Genomic DNA, 21,214 nt, shown 5'->3' on the forward strand with positions numbered 1-21,214 from the left:
AGACTACCGGGGCGGGTTCAGCCGAACTGCCAGGACCGCTTCGACAGGCCGAACCAGAAGCCGTCCACGGTGCTCCGGTTCTGCGTCGACCCGCCGGCAGCAGCGGCACCGAGGGCGACGTAGAGCGGGGCCCAGTGCTCGGTCCGCGGATGCGCGGCCCGGGCCGCCGGGGCGCGGTGCTGGAAGTCGAGCAGGGCGTCCACGTCACCGGCGGCGACCGTCTCGGCCGCCCACTGGTCGAACTCGACCGACGGGGTCGGGGCGGGGGCGTCGGCCGGTGCACCTGGGTTGAACCATGCCAGGTTGTGCGTGGTGAACCCCGACCCGATGATCAGCGTGCCCTCCTCGCGCAGCGGCGCCAGCCGCTCCCCCAGCGCGTACAGCTCGGTGGGTGCCAGCGTCGGCAGGGACAGCTGCAGCACCGGTACGTCGGCGTCGGGATACATCTCGACCAGCGGAACGTACGCCCCGTGGTCCAGTCCGCGCTGCTCGTCGCGGCGTACGCCCTCACCCAGCAGCCCGGTCACCCGGTCGGCCAGCCCGGGCGCCAGCGGGGCGTCGTAGCGCACGTCGTAGTAGCGCTTCGGGAAGCCCCAGAAGTCGTAGGTCAGCTCCACCGGCCGCTGGGTGGCGGAGACGGTGATCGGCGCCTGCTCCCAGTGCGCGGAGACCATCAGGATCTGCTCGGGGCGCTCCAGCCCGGCCGACCAGCGCGCCAGTTCGGCGGGCCAGGTGGGGTCGTCGGCGAGCGGCGGGGCGCCGTGGGAGAGGAACAGGACGGGCTGGGTCATGCCAAGAGAACGTTTCGGTTTCAACTTTCATTCCCGGGCGCGCTCGATGACGAGCGATTCGGGCCGCACCCACTTTCCCGTGGCAGACAGCAGACCGCAGGACCTTCAAACGGATAATTGTCGCTATGGCCGCTGACGTCCCCGTGGGTCCACATCACATGAGACGTGCAGTTCTCAGACGGCGATGACATCCACCAGTTCGTCCAGCCCGGCGAAGTCCTGAGGGTTCCGGGTCACCAGCGGCAGGTCTTCGGCGACCGCGGTGGCCGCGATCAGCAGGTCGGGGAAGATCCAGCTCGATGACCACAGAGGTGTCCAACAGCCCCGCAGCCGCTCGCTCAGGCACGAGGATCCACCGACTGGTCGACGGTCGCACCCAAATCACGCCGGAACTGTTCAGCGTCCACCCGGGGGGACCCCGGAACAGTTCGGTCGCCAACCGCACATCCACCAGGCGTCGCCGGCGAAGTGGTCGCAGTTCGCCGACCGGAACCGAGTTCCGTGTGACAACAATGGAGCGCCCCTCGTCGAGCGCGCTCATGATGCGTCCGCTGTCATTGCGCAACTCACGCTGACTGATGACTTCGCCCATGACCGGGCGTAGCACCACGTGCTACGGCGACTCCTGGATTCCATACAGCGGGCCCCCGAAAAGGTGAAGGCCCCTGCCAGCGAACCGGCAGGGGCCCCAGGGTGGAGGTGCGGGGAATCGAACCCCGGTCCTCGAAGGATGAACTCAGGACTTCTCCGGGCGCAGCCGTTATGGCGGTCTACTTGGCTCCTGCACTCCTAACGGCGGGTTGCAGCCGAGCCCAGTTCTGTGAAAGTCCCCTGATGACCCCAGAACAAGGTCAGCAGAGCAAGCCTTCTGAATGAGGCCAGGAACCGGACCGAAGGCTAGTCCGGGCTGACCCTTCGGTCACTGCTCAGGCAGCGAGAGCGAAGTCAGTGCGCTTGGAATCGGCACTTATTGGTTTCCACGGGGCGTTTACGAGATAACCGTGGATCCTCGGCCCGCTTCTCCTGGAACTATCGCCCCAAGTCGAAACCGATCACCCCCTGTTGAGTTGTCCCGGCATCTGAGGGCCGGATGTCCCAGTCTACACGCCGGGTCAGTGCCGCGTCGGCAGTTTTTCGTCGAGCGGCTTCCACGGGATCACCCGGGTGACCGGGTTCTGCCAGGTCTCGCCCTTGGCCGCCTTGGCACCGCCGATGATGGTGAGCACCAGCCACGCCACCCACATGATCCCCATGATCCAGTCGGTACGCCCGTCGGTCATCCCGGTCAGGATGCCACCGCCGACGAACCCGATCGAGGCGAGCACCTGGAAGTTGAACGCCTTGGCCGCCTGCTGCTTGGCGTACGACCCCTTGGAGGCGATGGCCCACATGAACAGCGGGCCGAAGATCCAGGCGAAGAAGACCGAGAAGTGCGCGATCGCCGCCGCCGCGCGACCGGTCCGCCCGTCGGCGCCCTGGTTGACCAGGTTGGGTCGGTACGCCGGGTGCAGACCGAGCGCCTGGCTGGTGCTGGGCACCTGGACCAGACCATAGAACGCTGCGTTCAGCTCGCGACGGGTGTTCGCGGTGAGCACCTGCTCCAAGCGGGCGTCGAACTCGAACTCGGTGAGTCGGCCGTCGGCGTACGCCTCGGCGAGAAAGCCCTGCGCCCGGTCCCGTTCGGCGGGGGACACGGACAGGCCCAGACCCGGCACGGTCGGATTCTCGTAATTGCTCCGAGAGCTGGTGCCGGTGGCGGCGTAGTCGCGGTACTGCGGGAACTCGGTGCTCATGTGTTCAAGTCTCCGCCTCTCGCCGGCTCGCCGCCATGGGGTGACCCCCGGGCCCGTCCCTGAGTGTCCACCCCGGGGCGATCTGTCAGCGTGGCTGGATAGGGTCGCGTGCATGAACAACGAGAAGCCGGAAGTGGACTTTCCCGAGGGCCCGCCGCCCACCGACCTGCAGATCACCGACCTCAGCGAGGGCGACGGCCCCGAGGCCCGCGCCGGGGACACCGTGCACGTGCACTACGTGGGCGTGGCGTACTCCTCGGGCGAGGAGTTCGACTCCTCCTGGAACCGCGGTACGCCGCTGAGCTTCCCGCTCGGCGCGCAGCGCGTGATCGCGGGCTGGGACCAGGGCATCCAGGGGATGAAGGTGGGCGGGCGCCGCCAGCTGGTCATCCCGCCGCAGCTGGCGTACGGCGATCAGGGCGCCGGCGGGGTGATCAAGCCCGGTGAGACGCTGATCTTCGTCTGCGACCTCGTCGGCATCAAGTAGGTCTCGTTCCCCGAGCTGAGCGAGCGAGGAACGAGCGTCTCGAAGGGCGGCGGGGTCACCAGGAGCCGACCCCGCCGCCTCCGCCACCACCGCCGGAGAAGCCGCCGCCACCGAATGACGAGCCACCGCCGAAGCCCGAGCCGCTGCTGCCGGTGCTCGGCGACGGCATTGGTGTCGCGGCGGTCTGCAGGGCGCTGCCCAGATAGATGATGTTGAAGGTGCTGAAGTCGCCGTAGTACCAGGCCGGAGAGGTGTTCGGCAGCCTGCCGGCGGCAACCAGCTCACCGCAGAGTTTGGCCCAGCGCTCGGCGAGGCCGAACATGATCGCCCAGGGAAGATACTTCGAGAAGATGTCCTCCCCCTCCTCGAACCGCAACTGGTTGGCCTCGGCGGTGGCCAGATAGGTCTGGAACCCCTCGACCTGGTCGCAGACCGCCCGTCCCTCCGCGGTGCGCTGCCCCCGGCGCATCCGCCCGCGCACGATCAACACCGTCGCCACGATCGGCGCCAGCGGCAGCAGCGCCGCCAGCCCGATCAACGCGCCGCTGAGCACGTTGCTGAACAGTCCGATCGCCATCATCGCGACCGCCCAGAAGCAGCCGGCACCCAGCTTGACCCCGCTGCCGGTGGAGAGCCGGCGGAACCAGCCGCGTTGGGTGACCTGATTCTGCACCGCCCGCGACACCAGCTCGTGCGCCCGGGCCATGCTTCCCCGTGCCCCCAGCGCGGCCACCGCGCCCGGCGGTCGACCGTGGAAGAGGGCGTTCAGCAGCACGTTCTCGTGCGGGGCACGGGTCACCGACGGGTCCACCAGGGTCGCCTGGTAATTCCGACCGCCGGGGTGCTGCGGGTCCGGGCCCAGGCTGATCGCGCCGCGGACGGCCAGGTCGATCAGCGTCGCGGTGGTGTCCTGCACGTCCATCGACCCGTCGATCAGCAGCCCGGCCTCCCCGACCGGGATCCGCGGCGGGGAGAACGCGACCGGGATGTTCACCTTCGGGCTGCGCCCCACCGGCACCTGCTGACCGCGCGCCGGGGTGGTCCCCGGGGCCAGCCCGAGATAGCGGTCGTCGGTGCCCCTGCGCCGCCAGTACAACCACCCGAGCAGCGGCGCCACGACAGCGCTCACTCCGGTGGCGGCCAACCCGCCGTACACCATCCGCTGACCGCTGGCCGCGGAGTTCTCCTGCAGGATGGGCCGGGGGTTCGCCACCAGTCCGGGGCGGATCTTGGCGCCGACGGTGAGTCCGCTGCCGGCCGCCAGGTCGGACTGACTGAAGCTCGCGGCCCCGGCGCCGGTCACCGACTTCTGCTGGCACTCGGTGCTCGCGCCCGGCGGACCGGCGAAGCAGGAGGTGTCCTGAGCGCCGCCGGGCACGGTCACCGTGACGGTGGCCCGCCGGATCGGCGCCTGGGTGTCGAAACCGGTGCTGTCCCAATAGAACTCGTCGTAGTCGGTGAACGTGCGCATCGCGCCACGGACTGTGTAGCTGATCTGGTAGGTCTCGCTGCGGTCGACCGTCAGGTTGGGGTCACCGATCCGCACCTGAAGTTTGGCGTCCGAACCGCTGCGGTTCTCCGAGGTGCGGATGCCGGTGGGTGCACCGGTCGGGCTGGTCACCGAGAAGTTGTCGTACTCATAGACCGCATCCTGCTTGTCGTCGTACTTCTCGCGGGTGACGAACATCCGGTCGATGCCGTGCCGCCCCGTGCCGCCGAAGTTGTAGACGATCTTCTCGGTGGCCCTGACCGTCCCGTCGGGGTTCACCGTGTAGCTGATGTCGAAGTTGGAGATCGAGTCGCCGGCTGCGGCGTACGCCCGCGGCGCGGCCACCCAGCCGGAGGTGGCCAGCAGACCCAGCAACAGCACCAGGCCGAGCAGGGTGAGTGGTCGTCGCCAACGCCGTCGCACCATCTGGTCCCCCTGCCGCCCTTGGTCGGTTCCTCGCTCGGGCGGCTCAGCGCCGCTGTCGCTCGGCGAGCGCGCGCTCCGCCTCCCGGTTGGCGTCCCGGGTGCGGATCGTCTGACGCTTGTCATACTCCTTCTTACCGGTTGCCACGGCGATTTCAACCTTGGCGTACCCGTCGCTGAAATACAGCGACAGCGGAATCAGGGTGGTGCCGGCGTCGGCGAGCCGGCGCTCGATCCGGTCGATCTCGCGGCGGTGCAGCAGCAGCTTGCGGGTGCGGCGCGCCGTGTGGTTGGTCCAGGTGCCGTGGCTGTACTCGGGGATGTGCGCCTGCCGGAGCCACACCTCGCCGTCGTCGACGGTGGCGAAGGCGTCCACCAGCGAGGCGCGGCCCTGCCGCAGCGACTTCACCTCGGTGCCGCTGAGCACCATCCCCGCCTCGAAGGTGTCGTGGATGTGGTAGTCGTGGCGCGCCTTCTTGTTCTGCGCCACCATCTTGCGGCCGGTCTCCTTGGCCATCTCCACCACCTCCTCGCTCGTTGGACAACTGCGCCAGCCTACCAACGTGCGGTTGTCAGGGCAGGTCAATATCTGCCCTTGCACGGGAACGTCCCCGGGGCTGAGTGGCGGAGCCCGAGGTGAGGACCGATCTCAGAGCGACCGTTTGCGCGCGGAACGCGTGGTTCAGCTCAATACCAGCTCATCGGGTTGCTGAGGTCGCCGTCGAGCCAGACCATCAGGTGCAGGTGGCAGCCGGTGGAATAGCCGGTGGTGCCGACGGAACCGATCACCTGGCCCTTGGTCACCCGCTGCCCCACGTTCACGTTGTAGTTGATCGCGTGGTTGTAGCCGGTGGTCACATAGCGGCCGTCGACCTTCCCGTGGTCGATCATCAACCGGTTGCCATAGCCCGCGTTGTAGTACTTCTCGGTGACGACCCCGTCCGCGGCCGCGCGCAGCGGCGTACCGCAGCCGGCGCCGAAGTCGGTCCCGTCGTGCAGCTTCCAGTAGCCGAGCACCGGGTGCAGCCGCATCCCGAACGACGAGGTGATCGGGGCGTTGGTCGGGAAGATGAAGCCGTGGTGGGCGGCGGCGGTCTGCGCCGTGGCGTTCTGCACCGGAGCGGCGACCGGGACGGCCTTGGCTGCGGCCCTCGGCGCGGCAGCCTTCGGTGCGGGCGCCGGGGCGGGTGCCGCCTGACTGCGGGCCTGAGCCGCCGCACGGTCGCTGGCCGCCTTGGCGGCCGCGGCATCGGCCCGGGCCTTCGCGGCGGCGGCCTCGCGCGCCTTGCGGGCGTCCTCGGCCCGGCGGGCCTCCTCGGCCTTCTGCTGGGCGATCCGCTCGGCGATCCGCTGGTCGACCTGGCTGCGCTCGGCGTTCAGCCCATCGAGTGCCTGCTGGTCGGCGGCGAGCTGGTTGCGGGCGGCGGTCTCGGACTGGGAGTTGGACTGCACCAGCCGGGCGACTGCGGCGGCCTGCTGGGTCGCGGCGCCCTCGAGCTGGGAGATCCGCTTGACGTTCGCCGCGGCGGCAGCCTTCTCGTCGGCCATCTGCTTCTCGATCGCGGCCTGCTTGTCCTTGGCCGCGGTCAGCTGCCGCTGGGTCTCCTTGAGCTTGTCCATCTCGGCCTGGGTGGAGTCGAACACGGTGGTCGACCACTGCACCCGGTTGGACACGTCCGAGGTGCCCTCACCGGAAACCAGCATGCCGATCCCGACCAGGCCCGTGCGCTGCTGATACTGGGTGCGGGCGACCTGGCCGACCTCGATCTGCTGGGCGTCCACGTTGCGCTGCCCCTCGGCCACCGCGGCCTTGGCCTGCTCGAGGTCGTTCTGCGCCTTGGAGAGCCGCTTGGCGGACTCCTCGTCGGCCTTCTTCGCGTCGGCCAGCTGCTGCTGGATCTCCGCGAGCTGGGCCTGGGCGTCGGCGAGCTGCTTCTGCGAGGCGGACAGGTTGGCGGTGGCGGTGTTCAGCGCCTGGCTCGATTCGGTCACCTGAGCACCGGTGCTGGCGATCTGCTGGTTCACCCGGTCGCGCTGCTCGGTCAGGTCGTCGGCGTACGCCCCAGGGGCCAACGCGGTCAGTCCGAGCGCGGCAACGGTCAGGCTGGCCACCGCCAGGCGTACGACCCGGACCCGGGCGCGCCGAAGCGTTCCCGCTGCGGATGCACCGTGCCGAGCGACTGCTACGGGTTCGCCCTGGAGGGCGAGGGGAAGATCCCGTGTCACAGCTGGTCCCCAATCGGTCGTGGGCGGCCTGGTGGCTGCCCCTTAGGTCACACTCTCAAGTACCTTCTGGTGGCGATGAGCGTGGGAATTATTGCCAGCAGAATTCCCACGATGGCAACCCCGGCCATGGCCAGTCCCGCGTGGGACCAGCCAATCCAGGGTGAAGCCTTGATCAAGACTTCAGCTTTACGGATGATCAGGAAGTAAACTCCTGCGGCCAGTGTGGCGCACGCGAGACCCGCTCCGATGATCCCCGCGATCAGCGATTCGAGCAGGAACGGCAGCATGATGTAGAGGTTGCTGGCGCCGACCAGCCGCATGATGCCGATCTCCCGTCTTCGGGCGAACGCGGCCATTCGGATGGTGTTGCCGATCTGCAGGGCCGCCGCGAGCAGCAGCAGCCCGGAGGCGATGATGGTCCCCCACTGGAGCAGGCCGAGCCACTCGAACAGCCGGTCCAGCACCTTGTGCAGGTCCTGCACCGCCTGCACCCCCTTGAGGCCGGCGACCGCGGAGACCACCCCCTGGTACTGCTCGGGGTTCTTCAGTTTGACCCGATAGGACTCCTGCATCTGGTCGACCGTCAGCGAGTCCTGGATCGGGCTGCCCTCATAGGCCTGCCGGAACTCGTCATAGGCCATCTGCTTGGTCTCGAAGAAGACGTCGGCGACCTCGGGGTTGGTACGCAGGGTCTGCTCGATCTGCTGCTTCTGCGCCTCGGTGACGTCCTGACCCGGCTCGCAGTTGTCACCGCGGGTGTCCTTGGTGCACAGGAAGACCGAGATCTCGATCTTGTCGTACCAGCGGCCCTTCATCAGGTCGACCTGCTGGTTGGCCAGCAGTCCCGCCCCGAACAGCGACAGCGACACCCACATCGTGACGACGACCGCGATCGTCATGGTCAGGTTGCGGCGGAGTCCGGACCAGGTCTCGGCGAAGGTGTGGCGCATCTCAGCTTTCCTCCAGGGGCATGGCTGCCCTCGGGCGTACGGGGAAGGTGTGGGTCGGGGTGCTCACTGGTAGCCGTACACCCCCTTGCTCTGGTCGCGGACGACGTCGCCGTCGTCGAGCTCGATCACGCGCTTGCGCATCTGGTCGACGATCGTGGAGTCGTGGGTGGCCATCACCACGGTGGTGCCGGAGCGGTTGATGCGGTCGAGCAGCTTCATGATGCCGACACTGGTCGCGGGGTCCAGGTTTCCGGTCGGCTCGTCGGCGATCAGAATCTGCGGGCGGTTGACGAAGGCGCGGGCGACGGCCACGCGCTGCTGCTCGCCGCCGGAGAGCTCCTCGGGGAGCCGGTCGCCCTTGTTGCCGAGCCCGACCAGCTCCAGGGTCTCGGGGACGGCCTTGCGGATCGTGCTGTTGGACTTGCCGATCACCTGCAGGGCGAAGGCGACGTTCTCGTGCACGGTCTTGCCCGGCAGCAGTCGGAAGTCCTGGAACACGGTGCCGATCTGGCGGCGCAGCTTGGGGATCTTCCACCCGGGCAACCGGGACAGGTCCTTGCCCGCGACCCAGATCCGGCCGGTGCTCGGTCGGTATTCACGCAGGATCAGCCGCATGAAGGTGGACTTGCCCGACCCCGAGGCCCCGACCAGGAAGACGAACTCGCCCTTGTCGATCTCGACGTCGACATTCCGCAGCGCTGCTCGGCGCTGCCCCTCATACGTCTTGGAGACGTTTTCGAACCGAATCACTTCTGCTCCGGCCGGGATCGACGTCATGCCCAGTGGGCATGCCCCGGCAACGGGAAGCGCAGGGGAACGGCCTGCGGTGAGTCTAGGTGGGCGGTCCGCTGCGGGCCGCGCATTAGGCGTACGCCCGGTGTGTCTGTGAACGACCGCCTCTCCCCCTCCGTGGGCCCCGCGGAAAGTGATCGGGCATCCGATCGGTTCATCGGGCAGGGCAAATCGACATCGGGCGCCCGATATGGCGTGACAATTTCGGCCGCCCGATGACCAATTGGTCCGCCCGATGAAATAGTCGGATGCCCGATCATTTTTCGGGCCCCCAGCGACCCCGCGCCCTGGGAGCCTCCCCTGGGCTGGGAGCCTCCCCTGGGCTGGGAGCGTCCCCTGGGCTGAGTTGGCGAGCCCGAGGACGAAATCCGGTACGCCGACCCGCAGCCGGTCAGCTCACCGCACCCGGATTTCGACCGAAGCGAACCAACTCAGAGCGACCGTTCGCGCGACGGAGCGCGCAATCACACGTCCTGCTGTTTGCGCCAGCGGATGCCGGCGTCGATGAACGCGTCGATCTCTCCGTCGAAGACGGCGTCGGTGTTGCCGGTCTCGTGCTCGGTACGCAGGTCCTTGACCATCTGATACGGGTGCAGCACATAGGACCGCATCTGGGCACCCCAGGAGCCGCCGCCGTCGCTCTTCAGCGCGTTCATCTCGGCCTCCTTCTCCTGCCGGGCACGCTCGAGCAGCCGGGACTGGAGCACCCGCATGGCCGCGGCCTTGTTCTGCAGCTGCGACTTCTCGTTCTGGCAGGAGACGACCACCCCGGTCGGCAGGTGGGTGATCCGCACCGCGGAGTCGGTGGTGTTCACCGACTGCCCGCCCGGGCCCGAGGAGCGGAACACGTCGATCCGCAGATCGGATTCGGGGATGTCGATGTGGTCGGTCTCCTCGGTCACCGGCAGCACGTCGACCCCGGCAAACGAGGTCTGGCGGCGGCCCTGGTTGTCGAACGGCGAGATCCGCACCAGCCGGTGAGTGCCCTGTTCGACCGACAGCGTCCCGTAGGCGAACGGCGCGCGCACGGTGAAGGTGGCCGACTTGATGCCCGCCTCCTCGGCGTACGAGGTGTCATAGACCTCGGTGCCATAGCCGTGCCGCTCGGCCCAGCGCAGGTACATCCGCAGCAGCTTCTCGGCGAAGTCGGACGCGTCAACTCCGCCGGCCTCGGCGCGGATGGTGACCACGGCCTCGCGCTCGTCGTATTCCCCCGACAAGAGGGTCCGCACCTCCATCGCCTCGACGTCGCGGCTGAGCCGGGTGAGTTCGCGCTCGGCCTCGGCGATCGAGTCCGCGTCCCCCTCCTCGGTGCCGAGTTCGACGAGTACGCCGAGGTCCTCCAGTCGCGAGCGCAGGGCCTCGACCCGGTTCAGCTCGTTCTGCAGGTGCGACAGCCGGGAGGTGACCCGCTGGGCGTTCTCCTGGTCATCCCACAGGTCGGGGGCGGCGACCTGTTCCTCCAGGGAGGCGATCTCCGCCTTCTTGGAATCGGGGTCGACGACCTTCTCGATCGAGCTCAGCGAGCGATCGAGGGCGGCCAGGGAGGTTCCGAAGTCAACTGCCACAGCGCACAAGCCTACCGCTGCTCGCTGACCAGCACCGCCAGCGCGCCTCCGGGGCCGCCCTCGAACACGTGCGGGGCGTCCCCCGGATAGCTGATGAAGTCGCCAGCGTGCAGTTCGACCGGTCGGTCGGCCGGCCCGATCAGCGCGCTGCCGGAGCACAGCAGCACGTGCTCGGTGGTGCCTCCCGGGTGCGGATCGGACTCCCGGCGTGCCCCCTCGGCGACCTCGAGCCGATAGATGTCACGCCGGCTTCCCGGCGGCGCGCTGGAGAGCAGGGTGGCCAGATAGCCGCCGGCCTCCGAGGCGTACGCCACCCCCTCGCCCGCGCGCAGCACGGTCACCTGGACCGGTTCGAGGTCGACCAGCCGGGAGAACGGGATGCCCAACGCGGTGGCCAACGCCCACAGCGTCTCGACGCTGGGATTGCCGCTGCCGGCCTCCAGCTGGGACAGGGTCGATTTGGCCACCCCCGCGCGCCGCGCCAGCTCTCCCATCGACCAACCGACCCGGGCGCGTTCGCGCTGCAACCCGGTCGCGACCGCCTGCACGGGGTCCGACATGTTCGCTCCACCAATCCAACTGTTCGCATTGACGAACATCAAGGCGTTGTTCAGACTGTAGAACATTCGTCCGACGTAGTGAACACACGGAGAAGGATTCACCCACCATGTCCGAGCTGCCGTTGCGCCGCTCCCCCGGTTTTCGGGCCGGCGTGTCGATCGCCCTGGCCGTCGGGGTCTACGGAGTCTCCTTCGGTGCCCTGTCGGCGGCCGCCGGGTTGAACCTGTGGCAGACCCAGGCGCTCAGCCTGCTCATGTTCACCGGCGGCTCCCAGTTCGCGTTCATCGGGGTGCTCGCCGGCGGCGGGTCTGGCCTGTCCGCGCTCGGCGCGGCGAGCCTGCTCGGCATTCGCAACGGGGTGTACGGGATGCAGGTCAACGCCGCGCTGCGACCGCACGGCTGGCGGCGTCCGGTGGCCGCCCAGCTGACCATCGACGAGTCCACCGCCACCGCCCTCGGCCAACAGGGACCCGTCGAGACGCGCCGCGGCTTCTGGACCGCCGGCATCGGAATCTTTGTGCTCTGGAACGCATTCACCCTGGTCGGCGCCCTGGCCGGCAACGCCCTCGGTGACCCGAAACAGTGGGGGCTGGACGGGGCCGCGGTGGCCGCCTTCGTCGGTCTGCTCTGGCCACGCCTCAAGGGCCGCGAACCCGTGGCGCTGGCGGTGGTGTGCGCGGTGGTCACCGCCGCCTGCATCCCCTTCCTGCCGGCCGGCGTACCGATCCTGGTCGCCGCGGCCGTCGCCGCCCTGGTGGGCTGGTTCGGCCGCGGCCCGGCCGACGAGGGGATGGAGCCCGACTTCGAGGTCGGTGGTTCGCGATGATGTGGTGGTGGGTGCTGGGCGCCTGTGCGATCGCGTTCGCGACCAAGGGTGCGGGTTTTCTGATCCCGGCGCACCGGCTCGAGTCGCCCCGGATCACCCGGGTCGCGGGAGTGATGACGATCGGGCTGCTGGCGGCGTTGATCACCATGAACACCTTCGCCGACGGGCAACGGCTCCGCCTCGACGCCCGGATCGTCGCCCTGGCGGTGGCGATGATCGCCTTCGCGCTGCGCGCCCCCTATCTGCTGGTGGTCGTGCTGGGCGCCGCGGCGGCCGCGGGCGTACGCCTGCTCGGCTGGGGCTGAGGTCGCCCGGCTCAGCCCAGACCCAGCACCCGCCGGGTCTCCTCGACGTCGGCACCGATCTGCTCGATCAGCTGCGGGATCCCCTCGAACTTCACGTTCCCCCGCAGTCGCTGCACGAAGTCGACGCTGACCTGTACGCCGTAGAGCTCGAGGTCGTCGCGGTCGAGCACGTGCGCCTCGACCACCACCTCCGGCACGTCGTCGAAGGTGGGGTTGGTGCCGACCGAGATGGCGGCCGGCCACAGGGGCGCATTCGGCAGGTCGCAGCGCCGCAACCACCCGGCGTACACCCCGTCCGCGGGAGCGGCGAACCCCTTCGGGACGGGCAGGTTGGCCGTGGGGAAACCGAACTCGCGGCCGCGCTGGTGGCCCACCACGACCTCGCCGGTGAAGCTGAACAGCCGGCCCAGGTGCTGGGCGGCGGTGGCCACGTCCCCCTCGGCGAGCAGTCGCCTGATCTCGGTGGAACTGGTGGTGTGGTGCTCGGTGACCAGCAACTCGAGGACGCTCACCGCAAACGGGCGGGTCCCGTCCAGCCCCTGAGCGCCCAGCTCGGTGAGGGTGTCGACGGTGCCGGCCGCGCGATGCCCGAACCGGAAGTTCTGTCCCACCACGACCCGCACCGGGTGCAGCGGCAGCAGCTTCTCGCGCACGAAGTCCTCCGGTGAGGTGGCCATCAGTTCCGGGGTGAACCGGATCACCTCGACCTGGTCGGCGCCGGCCTCGCGCAGCAGGGAGATCCGGTGCGACAGGTCGCACAGCAGCAGCGGCTCCTGGCCCGGACGGACCACCGACATCGGGTGCGGCCAGAAGGTCACCGCGACCAGTCGCGCACCCGGTTCCGGGGTGCGCGCGGCCCGCAGCACCTCCTGGTGTCCCTTGTGCACGCCATCGAAGTTTCCGATGACGACGACGCTGGGCTGATCCACGTGGCCATCCTCACTGTTCGCACCCGGTCCGAAATGCTTCGGAGCGATCGTAGCGAGATTCGCCGACGGGCCGATTCGCGGTAACGAGTCGGCAACGATCCACGGGTTGCTGAGAGTCCATCAGGAATTGGGCAGAGGATGAGTCGGCCAAATGACCGAATCCCCAGGAGAAGTAGATGAGATCACCCCGGGTGCCCCGCACCGTGGGCACCGTGGCGCTGGCCGGCGCCGTGCTGTTCGGGCTCACCATCCCGCAGGCCGCCGCCACCCCCACGCCTGCGAAGCCGACGGCCACCACCGCGACCCCGCAGGCACCGGCCAAGCCGCGGGCCGACTTCACCAGCTTCGACGACCGGGTGATCTTCCAGTCCTTTTCGCTGTTCCAGCCCTACGAGTCCAACATGTACGCGAGGCTGGCCGGCCAGACCGGACAGCTGAACTCCTGGGGCGTGACCGACGTCTGGCTGCCGCCCGCCTACCGCGCCTTCGGCATGTCCCGCTACCTGGAGGGGTACGCCGTCACCGACCGCTACGACCTCGGCGAGTTTCCCCAGGGTCCGAACAACTCGGTGCCGACCAAGTACGGCACCTCCGCCGAGTTGAAGTCGCTGATGAGCTCCCTGCACGGTGCCAATCTGAAGGGGCAGATGGACCTGGTGCCCAACCAGATGATGGGCCTCAGCGGTCGGGAGGCGGTGACCGCGACCCGGACCGACCGCAACGGCGCGCTCTACGTCGGGAAGGACGGCCAGAAGACCGACTTCATCAACCAGATGTACCTCCCCTACACCAGGGGCGGCGGCCAGGGCCAGGCGCAGTATGGCGCGATCAAGGAGTTCAACAAGTCCCACTGGAACGGCACCTCGCTGCAGGAGATCGGGTTCGGGGACACGCTCAAGGACGCTACCGGGAAGCCCTACCGGGTCGATCAGACCGACCCCGCCGCCAACAACGTGCCGGCGTGGATGAACCCGAGTCTCGGCCACAACCAGGTCGACGGCTATCTGTCGGCGCGAGAGGCCTACGAGCTCTCGCCGGGCAACTGGCGGCCCTACCTGGTGAATGACCCGAACTTCGTCACCTACGCCACCAAGAAGTGCGGCTTCGCCGACGAGACGGCCGTCAAGACCGGCACCGGCTCGAAGTCCATCTGGGACTGCCGGGACGCGTTCATCGACCCGCGCCAGGACTACAAGGCCAACCCGGAGGCGCTGCCCGGGATCAAGTACAACTACTGGGGCGAGCAGCCGTCGGTGGAGAACTCGTTCACCGGCATTGACGATCACGACGAGATCCTGTTCGCCGGCCACACACGGTTGAACGACAACATGATCTCGGCCCACGGGTTCCTGGTGGGCAACGACTTCGACAACGCGCGCGCCGACGTGCAGGCAGAGCAGCGGCACTGGGTGCAGTGGCTGTTGAACCAGTACGGGTTCGACGGCTTCCGCGTCGACGCCGCCGCCCACTTCCCCACCGCGATCCTCGACATGGTCTCCCAGGAGACCGCGAAGAAGTTCAACAACGACCCCAGCCGCTATCTCGACTATCTCGAGACGTACTACAACGGCGCACAGAACGCCTACGTCGACAGCACCGGAAATCGGGCCCTGGCGATGGATTCGGCGAACTTCAACGCCATGAACGACTCGCTGTCGGGCACCGCCCCGGTCGGCAACATCTACCGCAACTCGGACGCCAACGTGACCGGCTCCCGGGCGACCGGCGGCAGCTATCGACCCAACTGGTCCTTCTCCAACAACCACGACCAGGAGAAGCACTGGCTGAACTACATCCTGTTCAAGCAGCTGGGCATCACCAACTACTGCACCGGCGGGCCGACCGTCTGCAAGTCGTTCACCCTGGACTGGACACCCGAGGCGGAGCGTCAGGCGCTGCTCGAATGGAACGCCGACCTGGACCGTCCGAGCAGCCAGAAGAAGACGTCGCCGAAGAACGTGCCGGCACGTTACGCGGCGATGCTGACCAACAAGGCCACCACGCCCACCGTGTACTACGGCGACCTCTACCGCACCAACGGCTCCTACATGACCGAGAAGACGCCCTATTTCGACGAGATCGACAACCTGCTGAAGGCGCGCAAGTCCTACGCCAAGGGTGACCAGAAGGTTTACGACTTCGGCAACGACCTGAGCGCCAGCGTACGCACGGGCCTGGACCGGGCGACCGGGCTGGCCACCGTGATCAGCAACAACCCGGCCATCAACCGGAGCATCCGGGTGGACATGGGACGCGATCACACCAACCAGAGCTATCGCGACGTCACCGGCAAGAACACTCAGGTGCTGACCACCGACGGCCAGGGCATCCTCACCGTGCCGGTGAAGGGGTCAGACTCCACGCCCGAGGTGTCCGGTTATCTGGGAGTGTGGGCTCCGGTGGACACGGTGACGCAGAAGCTGACCCACGGTGCGATCGACGCCAAATGGCAGGCTGACAAGGCGATCCTGGGGCAGCCGACCTCGCCGGAGAACTGCTTCCTGCGCGACGGTGGCTGCTTCCAGACCTTCGAGCGAGGCACGATCTATTGGTCGCCGGCGACCGGCGCGCACTGGGTCCGCGGCGCGATCATGCAGAAGTGGGGCCAGCAGGGCTGGGAGAACGGATGGCTCGGCTATCCCACCACCGATGAGAATTGTGGCCTGCGCAACGGCGGCTGCTGGCAGGGATTCCAGGGTGGGTTGATCTATTGGGCGCCGGCCACCGGAGCCTGGTCGGTCAAGGGTCGGATCCTGGATGCCTATGCCAACCAGGGTTGGGAAACCTCGCGGCTCGGTTATCCGATCTCGGACGAGATCTGCGGTCTTCGTGATGGCGGGTGTGTCAGCCGGTTCCAGGGTGGCCTGATCTACTGGTCGCCGGCCACCGGTGCCGGCGTGGTGCTGGGTGCGATCCAGGGGGCGTACGCCGCCCAGGGCTGGGAGACCGGGATCGGTTATCCGCTGGGGAATGAGGCGTGCGGGCTGCGGGATGGCGGCTGCCTGCAGCACTTCCAGTACGGCAGCATCTACTACTCCCCCGCGACCGGTGCCCAGGTGGTCAAGGGTGCGATCAAGGACGCCTGGGCCAGCCAGGGCTGGGAAACCGGGCGCCTCGGTTACCCGACCACGGGAGAGCAGTGCAACGCGGCCGGCAACGACTGCGTGCAGTACTACCAGGGCGGCCGGATCACCTGGAACGCCGCCACGGGCAGCAGAATCTGGTGACCGGCAACTGAGGTGACACGGGGCGGATCCGATCTCGGATCCGCCCCGTTTCGTTTGCCCGCGCGGCTTCTGACCGATCGTCGACTCTCGACCCGTTCACGAGAGTTCGCGGAATCCATGGCACGAAAGCGATTCCTCGGCCATGATTCAGTCAACCGCAGCCTCGGGAGCGCCACGATGATGCGTCGCCTGCTGGTCACCGCCACCGTCGGCGTCAGCCGCACGTTCCGGGCCGGTGACCAGCCCGCGCGAAACCCCGGCACCCACGGCCGCTGGGAGGCCCACCACCCCCACCTCACCCAGCCCGGCTCCGGTGTCCCCGATCCAGCAGACCTGGCTCAGCAACCAGTGGTTGGGGGAACCGGTCGGCCAGGAATCCTGCGGACTGCGCGGTCGCCGGCCAGAAGGCGGACGGCCCCCCGTCGTGGGCGCCAGCTACCTCCGGTGGGACGACCTGCACCGAGTGAGTGCTTCCAGCTGTTCCAGGCCGAGCGCCGGTGTCACCAGGGCTTCCAGGGTGGTTGGATCGAGTGGTCCGACCGGTCCGGGATCCGCGCCAGCCGCTGATCAGCAGAAGACGGCCTCGGCCTTGGCACCTGCTGGTTCGGTTTCGTCCGCGGCGTACAGGGCCAGGAACTTGCCGTCGTGCATCATCGCGGTGAGCGCATCGAGGCGTACGCCGGAAAGCTTCTGTCCATAGGAGATCGCGCGGGCCTGCGCCTGGTCGAGCTCGAGGGTCGGGAAGCACTCGGCGGCCACCTCGTCGATCCCGATCAGCGACACCTCATCGGTACCGTGGTCGACCACCTGGGCCCGGTCCAGCGCGAACGGACCGACCCGGGTACGCCGCAGCGCCGTCAGGTGTCCCCCGCAGCCGAGCGCGGCCCCCAGGTCGCGGGCCAGCGCCCGGATGTAGGTTCCCGAGGAGCAGCGCACGCGGACCCGCAGATCCAGCACGGGGACTCCGTCAGACTCGGCGGTTTCGCTGCCCAGCAAGGCGAATTCGCTCACCGTGACCGGCCGCGCCCTCAGCTCGACCTCCTCCCCGGCCCGCATGCGGGCGTACGCCCGTTTGCCGTCGATCTTGATGGCCGACACCGCCGTCGGCACCTGCTGGATCTCACCGCGAAACGGCTGCATCGCCTGTTCCAGCACGGAATGCTCGAGCGGCCCACAGCCCGGGCGAGCAGTGCCCTCCCCCTCGGCGTCGTCGGTGACGGTCGACTCACCCAGCCGGATCGTGGCGGCGTACTCCTTCTCGGTCAGCATCAGGTGACCGAGCAGCCGGGTCGCCCGGTTCACCCCGACCAGCAGCACCCCGGTCGCCATCGGATCGAGGGTGCCAGCGTGCCCCACCTTGCGGGTGCCGAGCAGTCGGCGGCACCGGCCCACCACCTGGTGGGAGGTCCACCCGGCCGGCTTGTCGACGACCAGGACGCCGGACTCGACGGCCGTCACCGGCCGCCGTCGCGAGCCTGGTCCTCCTCGCCCTCCTCCGGACGGCGATAGGGGTCTGCGTCGCCGGCATAGCTCGCCCCGGCGGCCCGCTGCGCCAACTCGGCGTCGTGGTTGCGGGTGCTGGCCAGCAGCTCCTCGATGTGCCGGGCGTTCTCCGGCATGGCGTCGGCGACGAAGGCGATCGACGGGGCGAACCGCAGACCGAGCTGCTTGCCGATCGTGGAGCGGATCAACCCCTTGGCCGAGTCGAGCGCGGCCTGCGAGGCGGCCAGGTCGGACTGCTCCCCCAGCACGGTGTAGAAGATCGTCGCCTCCCGGGAGTCGCCGGTCAGCCGCACATCGGTCACCGTGACGAAGCCGAGGCGCGGGTCCTTGATCCGGCGCTCCAGCATCTGGGCGGTGATCACCTTGATCTGGTCGGCCAGCTTCTGCACACGTGGGTTGCTCATAGCGCTCAATTATTCCAGACCCGCGCCGCTGCGGCGTACCTCACCGGTGGCTAGGCTGCCGGACATGACCGAACCGGACCTGGCGGTACGCACCGCCGAGGAGCGGGACGCCCTGCTCGGGTTCGTGGAGCACTCCCGGGGTGAGATCCGGCAACTGCTCGACGATCTCACCGATGAGGAACTGCGCAGCCGCCTGGTGCCGTCGGCGACCACGGTGCTCGGTCTGGTGAAGCACTGCACCTTCGTGGAGCGGGTCTGGTTCCTGGCCACTCTCGGTGGCCGCCCCCGCAGCGAACTCGGCCTCCCCGAGACGGTGGAGCCGAGCTTCGAGCTCCACCCGGCAGACACCGCAGACTCAGTTCGTGCGGCCTTCGATGCGGCCTGCGCGCAGTCCCGGCAGCTGGTCGCGGGACTCGCCCTGGACGACGAGGTCGAGCACCGCCGCTTCGGCCGGCTCAGCGTGCGCTGGATCCTGCTGCACCTGGTGAGGGAGTACGCCCGGCACGCCGGTCACGGCGACATCCTGCGCGAGCAGCTGCTCGCCCGCCGCTGAGCGGGCCAGCCCCCGGATCGTCCCGGAGCCGAGCGTACGCCAACCCCCGGCCCTGCCCTGAACTCGGCCCGAGACACTGGATTCGGACCCGTTCTCGGGTCATGGTGCAGTGACAACCGACGAAAGGCATCACCATGAGCACCCTGTCCCGTCCCCGCCACAACCGGATGATCGCCGGCGTCTGCGCCGGACTGGGCCGCCGGTTCGGCATGAGCGCCGGCTGAGCTGCCTGCTGCCCGGCCCGCAGATCCTGATCTATCTGGCGCTGTGGGTGATCCTGCCCAGCGAATGATCTGCTGAAGCCCCGAACGCGAGCGATCCCGCGTACCCAATCGGGTACGCGGGATCGCTCGTTTCAGGCGTACACCTCAGCTCACTCGCGTGCCTTCTCGCGCATCTCGAAGGTCTCGATGATGTCCTCGACGTGGATGTCGGAATAGTTCGCGAGCGTCAGACCGCACTCGTAACCCTCCCGCACCTCGGTCACATCGTCCTTCTCGCGGCGCAGCGAGGCGATGCTGGTCTCGGTGATGACCACCCCGTCACGCAGCAACCGCGCCTTGGCGTTGCGGCGGATGAGACCGGTCTGCACCATGCAGCCCGCGATCGTGCCCACCTTGGAGGAGCGGAAGATCTCGCGGATCTCCGCGGTGCCCAGGGACACCTCCTCGTAGATCGGCTTGAGCATCCCCTTCAGGGCCGCCTCGATCTCGTCGATCGCGGCGTAGATCACCGAGTAGTAGCGGATGTCGACGTTCTCGCGATCCGCCTGCTCGGTGGCCTTGCCCTGGGCCCGGACGTTGTAGCCGATGATCACCGCACCCGAGGCCGCGGCCAGCGACACGTTGGTCTCGGTGATGGCACCGACACCGCGGTCGATGACCCGCAGGGACACCTCGTCGCCCACGTCGATCTGGGCCAGCGACTCCTCCAGGGCCTCGACCGAACCGGACGAGTCGCCCTTCAGGATCAGCAGTAGCTCCTGGGTCTCGCCCTTCTCGAGCTGCTCGAACAGCTGGTCCAGGGTCTTGCGGCGAGCACCGGCGGCCTGCGCGGCCGCGCGGCGGCGCGACTCCCGCTGATCGGCGATCTGGCGCGCCGTCCGGTCGTCGGCGACGACCAGGAAGGAGTCACCGGCACCCGGCACCGAGGTCAGACCCAGCACCTGGACCGGCATCGACGGCGGCGCCTCGTCCACGTTTTCGCCGAGGTCGTCGACCAGCGCCCGGACCCGGCCGTGGGCCGGGCCGGCGACGATCGAGTCGCCCACCTTCAACGTGCCGCGCTGCACGAGCACGGTGGCCACGGGGCCACGCCCCTTGTCCAGGTGCGCCTCGATGGCCACACCCTGGGCGTCCATGGTCGGGTTGGCCCGCAGGTCCAGCGCCGCGTCGGCGGTCAGCACGACCGCCTCCAGCAGCTCGTCCAGACCCTGGCCGGTGGTGGCCGAGACGTCGACGAACATGGTCTCGCCACCGTATTCCTCGGGGACCAGGCCATATTCGGTCAGCTGCCCGCGGACCTTGGCCGGGTCGGCGGTCTCCTTGTCCACCTTGTTCACCGCCACCACGACCGGCACGTCGGCCGCCGTGGCGTGGTTCAGCGCCTCGATCGTCTGCGGCATCACGCCGTCGTCGGCCGCGACCACCAGCACCGCGATGTCGGTGGACTTGGCGCCGCGGGCACGCATCTGGGTGAATGCCTCGTGACCGGGGGTGTCGATGAAGGTGATCGGCCGCTCCCGGTCGTCCACCTCGGTGGTCACCTGATAGGCGCCGATGGACTGGGTGATGCCACCGGCCTCCTTGGCCACCACGTTCGACTTGCGCAGCGCGTCCAACAGCTTCGTTTTACCGTGGTCGACGTGACCCATCACGGTCACCACCGGCGGACGGGCCTCGAGGTCGGACTCGTCGCCCTCGTCCTCGCCGAACTCGAGGTCGAACCGCTCCAGCAGCTCCCGGTCCTCGTCCTCGGGCGAGACGACCTGGATGCTGTAGTTCAGCTCGGCGCCGAGCAGCTGCAGGGTCTCGTCGTTCACCGACTGGGTGGCGGTGACCATCTCGCCCATGCCGAACAGCACCTGGACCAGCTGGGCGGCCTCGACGTTGATCTTCTCGGCCAGGTCGGTCAGCGAGGCGCCGCGGCGCAGCCGGACGACCTGTCCGTCACCCTGCCGGATGCGTACGCCGCCGATCGACGGCGCTTCCATCTGGTCGAACTCTTGACGCTTCTGCCGCTTCGACTTGCGACCGCGACGGGACTGACCGCCGCGACCGAAGGCACCCTGCGTACCGGCACCGCCGCGGCCACCACGACCGCGACCGCCGCCACCACCGGGGGGCCCGCCCATGGGGCCGCCGCGACCGGGCGCACCGCCACCGGGT

General features: G+C 68.6%; 19 protein-coding genes and 1 other RNA gene. 6 read left to right on the forward strand and 14 right to left on the reverse strand.

Annotated features, from left to right (window positions below):
- Window positions 1-17 precede the first annotated feature (17 nt).
- The 3 genes from CGZ93_RS13855 to CGZ93_RS13870 form a co-directional block, all read right to left on the reverse strand.
- Window positions 18-791 carry a dioxygenase family protein gene (locus tag CGZ93_RS13855; RefSeq protein ID WP_094364723.1) on the reverse strand — a complete coding sequence of 258 codons (774 nt, stop codon included), beginning with the start codon at window positions 789-791 and terminating at the stop codon, window positions 18-20.
- 691 nt (window positions 792-1,482) lie between these two features.
- Window positions 1,483-1,851: a transfer-messenger RNA gene (gene ssrA / locus CGZ93_RS13865) on the reverse strand.
- A gap of 52 nt (window positions 1,852-1,903) precedes the next feature.
- Complete coding sequence (locus tag CGZ93_RS13870) at window positions 1,904-2,584, reverse strand: DUF1707 and DUF4870 domain-containing protein (protein ID WP_176451770.1); 681 nt, start codon at window positions 2,582-2,584, stop codon at window positions 1,904-1,906.
- Between the two features lie 112 nt (window positions 2,585-2,696).
- On the opposite strand from CGZ93_RS13870, the gene CGZ93_RS13875 reads away from it, so the two are divergent.
- Window positions 2,697-3,071: an FKBP-type peptidyl-prolyl cis-trans isomerase gene (locus CGZ93_RS13875; protein WP_094364725.1), complete on the forward strand. Its 375-nt coding sequence runs from the start codon at window positions 2,697-2,699 to the stop codon at window positions 3,069-3,071.
- 55 nt (window positions 3,072-3,126) lie between these two features.
- Here the strand turns inward: CGZ93_RS13875 and CGZ93_RS13880 are convergent, their stop codons facing one another.
- The 7 genes from CGZ93_RS13880 to CGZ93_RS13910 all read right to left on the reverse strand — a co-directional run bounded on the left by CGZ93_RS13880 (window position 3,127) and on the right by CGZ93_RS13910 (window position 11,079).
- Window positions 3,127-4,986: a DUF2207 domain-containing protein gene (locus tag CGZ93_RS13880; RefSeq protein ID WP_176451771.1), complete on the reverse strand. Its 1,860-nt coding sequence runs from the start codon at window positions 4,984-4,986 to the stop codon at window positions 3,127-3,129.
- 43 nt (window positions 4,987-5,029) lie between these two features.
- Window positions 5,030-5,500: an SsrA-binding protein SmpB gene (gene smpB, locus CGZ93_RS13885; RefSeq protein ID WP_094364776.1), complete on the reverse strand. Its 471-nt coding sequence runs from the start codon at window positions 5,498-5,500 to the stop codon at window positions 5,030-5,032.
- A gap of 170 nt (window positions 5,501-5,670) precedes the next feature.
- Window positions 5,671-7,095 carry a M23 family metallopeptidase gene (locus tag CGZ93_RS13890; RefSeq protein WP_094364727.1) on the reverse strand — a complete coding sequence of 475 codons (1,425 nt, stop codon included), beginning with the start codon at window positions 7,093-7,095 and terminating at the stop codon, window positions 5,671-5,673.
- 161 nt (window positions 7,096-7,256) lie between these two features.
- Entirely contained in the window at window positions 7,257-8,159 is a 903-nt protein-coding gene (gene ftsX, locus CGZ93_RS13895; RefSeq protein WP_094364728.1) for a permease-like cell division protein FtsX, read from the reverse strand.
- 63 nt (window positions 8,160-8,222) lie between these two features.
- Window positions 8,223-8,909, reverse strand: a complete 687-nt coding sequence (gene ftsE / locus CGZ93_RS13900) for a cell division ATP-binding protein FtsE (protein WP_094364729.1) — start codon at window positions 8,907-8,909, stop codon at window positions 8,223-8,225.
- A 506-nt stretch (window positions 8,910-9,415) separates the two neighbouring features.
- Window positions 9,416-10,519 (reverse strand): peptide chain release factor 2, encoded by a 1,104-nt coding sequence (prfB, locus tag CGZ93_RS13905; RefSeq protein WP_094364730.1) that lies wholly within the window; start codon window positions 10,517-10,519, stop codon window positions 9,416-9,418.
- A gap of 11 nt (window positions 10,520-10,530) precedes the next feature.
- Window positions 10,531-11,079, reverse strand: coding sequence for a helix-turn-helix domain-containing protein (locus tag CGZ93_RS13910; RefSeq protein WP_094364777.1), 549 nt, complete (start codon window positions 11,077-11,079; stop codon window positions 10,531-10,533).
- Window positions 11,080-11,186: 107 nt separating this feature from the next.
- Here CGZ93_RS13910 and CGZ93_RS13915 point away from each other — a divergent pair, with 107 nt between their 5' ends.
- Together CGZ93_RS13915 and CGZ93_RS13920 are read left to right on the forward strand one after the other, a co-directional pair.
- Window positions 11,187-11,906, forward strand: coding sequence for an AzlC family ABC transporter permease (locus CGZ93_RS13915; RefSeq protein WP_094364731.1), 720 nt, complete (start codon window positions 11,187-11,189; stop codon window positions 11,904-11,906).
- Window positions 11,903-12,211, forward strand: coding sequence for an AzlD domain-containing protein (locus CGZ93_RS13920; RefSeq protein ID WP_229117456.1), 309 nt, complete (start codon window positions 11,903-11,905; stop codon window positions 12,209-12,211). Before CGZ93_RS13915 ends, CGZ93_RS13920 begins: the two co-directional genes overlap by 4 nt.
- 11 nt (window positions 12,212-12,222) lie before the next feature.
- On the opposite strand, the gene CGZ93_RS13925 is transcribed toward CGZ93_RS13920, so the two are convergent.
- Window positions 12,223-13,140, reverse strand: coding sequence for a bifunctional riboflavin kinase/FAD synthetase (locus CGZ93_RS13925; protein ID WP_094364733.1), 918 nt, complete (start codon window positions 13,138-13,140; stop codon window positions 12,223-12,225).
- A gap of 176 nt (window positions 13,141-13,316) precedes the next feature.
- Here CGZ93_RS13925 and CGZ93_RS13930 point away from each other — a divergent pair, with 176 nt between their 5' ends.
- Complete coding sequence (locus CGZ93_RS13930) at window positions 13,317-16,367, forward strand: glycoside hydrolase family 70 protein (RefSeq protein WP_094364734.1); 3,051 nt, start codon at window positions 13,317-13,319, stop codon at window positions 16,365-16,367.
- Between the two features lie 567 nt (window positions 16,368-16,934).
- Here the strand turns inward: CGZ93_RS13930 and truB are convergent.
- Together truB and rbfA are read right to left on the reverse strand one after the other, a co-directional pair.
- Window positions 16,935-17,825, reverse strand: coding sequence for a tRNA pseudouridine(55) synthase TruB (gene truB / locus CGZ93_RS13940; RefSeq protein ID WP_094364736.1), 891 nt, complete (start codon window positions 17,823-17,825; stop codon window positions 16,935-16,937).
- A complete protein-coding gene (gene rbfA, locus CGZ93_RS13945) occupies window positions 17,822-18,274 on the reverse strand; it encodes a 30S ribosome-binding factor RbfA (RefSeq protein ID WP_094364737.1) in 453 nt (150 codons plus the stop codon). Before rbfA ends, truB begins: the two co-directional genes overlap by 4 nt.
- A 64-nt stretch (window positions 18,275-18,338) precedes the next feature.
- On the opposite strand from rbfA, the gene CGZ93_RS13950 reads away from it, so the two are divergent.
- Together CGZ93_RS13950 and CGZ93_RS19555 are read left to right on the forward strand one after the other, a co-directional pair.
- Window positions 18,339-18,827, forward strand: coding sequence for a DinB family protein (locus tag CGZ93_RS13950; protein WP_094364738.1), 489 nt, complete (start codon window positions 18,339-18,341; stop codon window positions 18,825-18,827).
- Window positions 18,828-18,961: 134 nt separating this feature from the next.
- Window positions 18,962-19,051 carry a PspC domain-containing protein gene (locus tag CGZ93_RS19555; protein WP_229117457.1) on the forward strand — a complete coding sequence of 30 codons (90 nt, stop codon included), beginning with the start codon at window positions 18,962-18,964 and terminating at the stop codon, window positions 19,049-19,051.
- Between the two features lie 149 nt (window positions 19,052-19,200).
- Here CGZ93_RS19555 and infB read toward each other — a convergent pair.
- Window positions 19,201-21,214, reverse strand: a 2,014-nt coding sequence (gene infB, locus CGZ93_RS13960; protein ID WP_094364778.1) for a translation initiation factor IF-2, incomplete at its 5' end; no start/stop codon positions are given.

The organism is Enemella dayhoffiae (genome assembly GCF_002250625.1).
GTDB classification, from domain to species: domain Bacteria; phylum Actinomycetota; class Actinomycetes; order Propionibacteriales; family Propionibacteriaceae; genus Enemella; species Enemella dayhoffiae.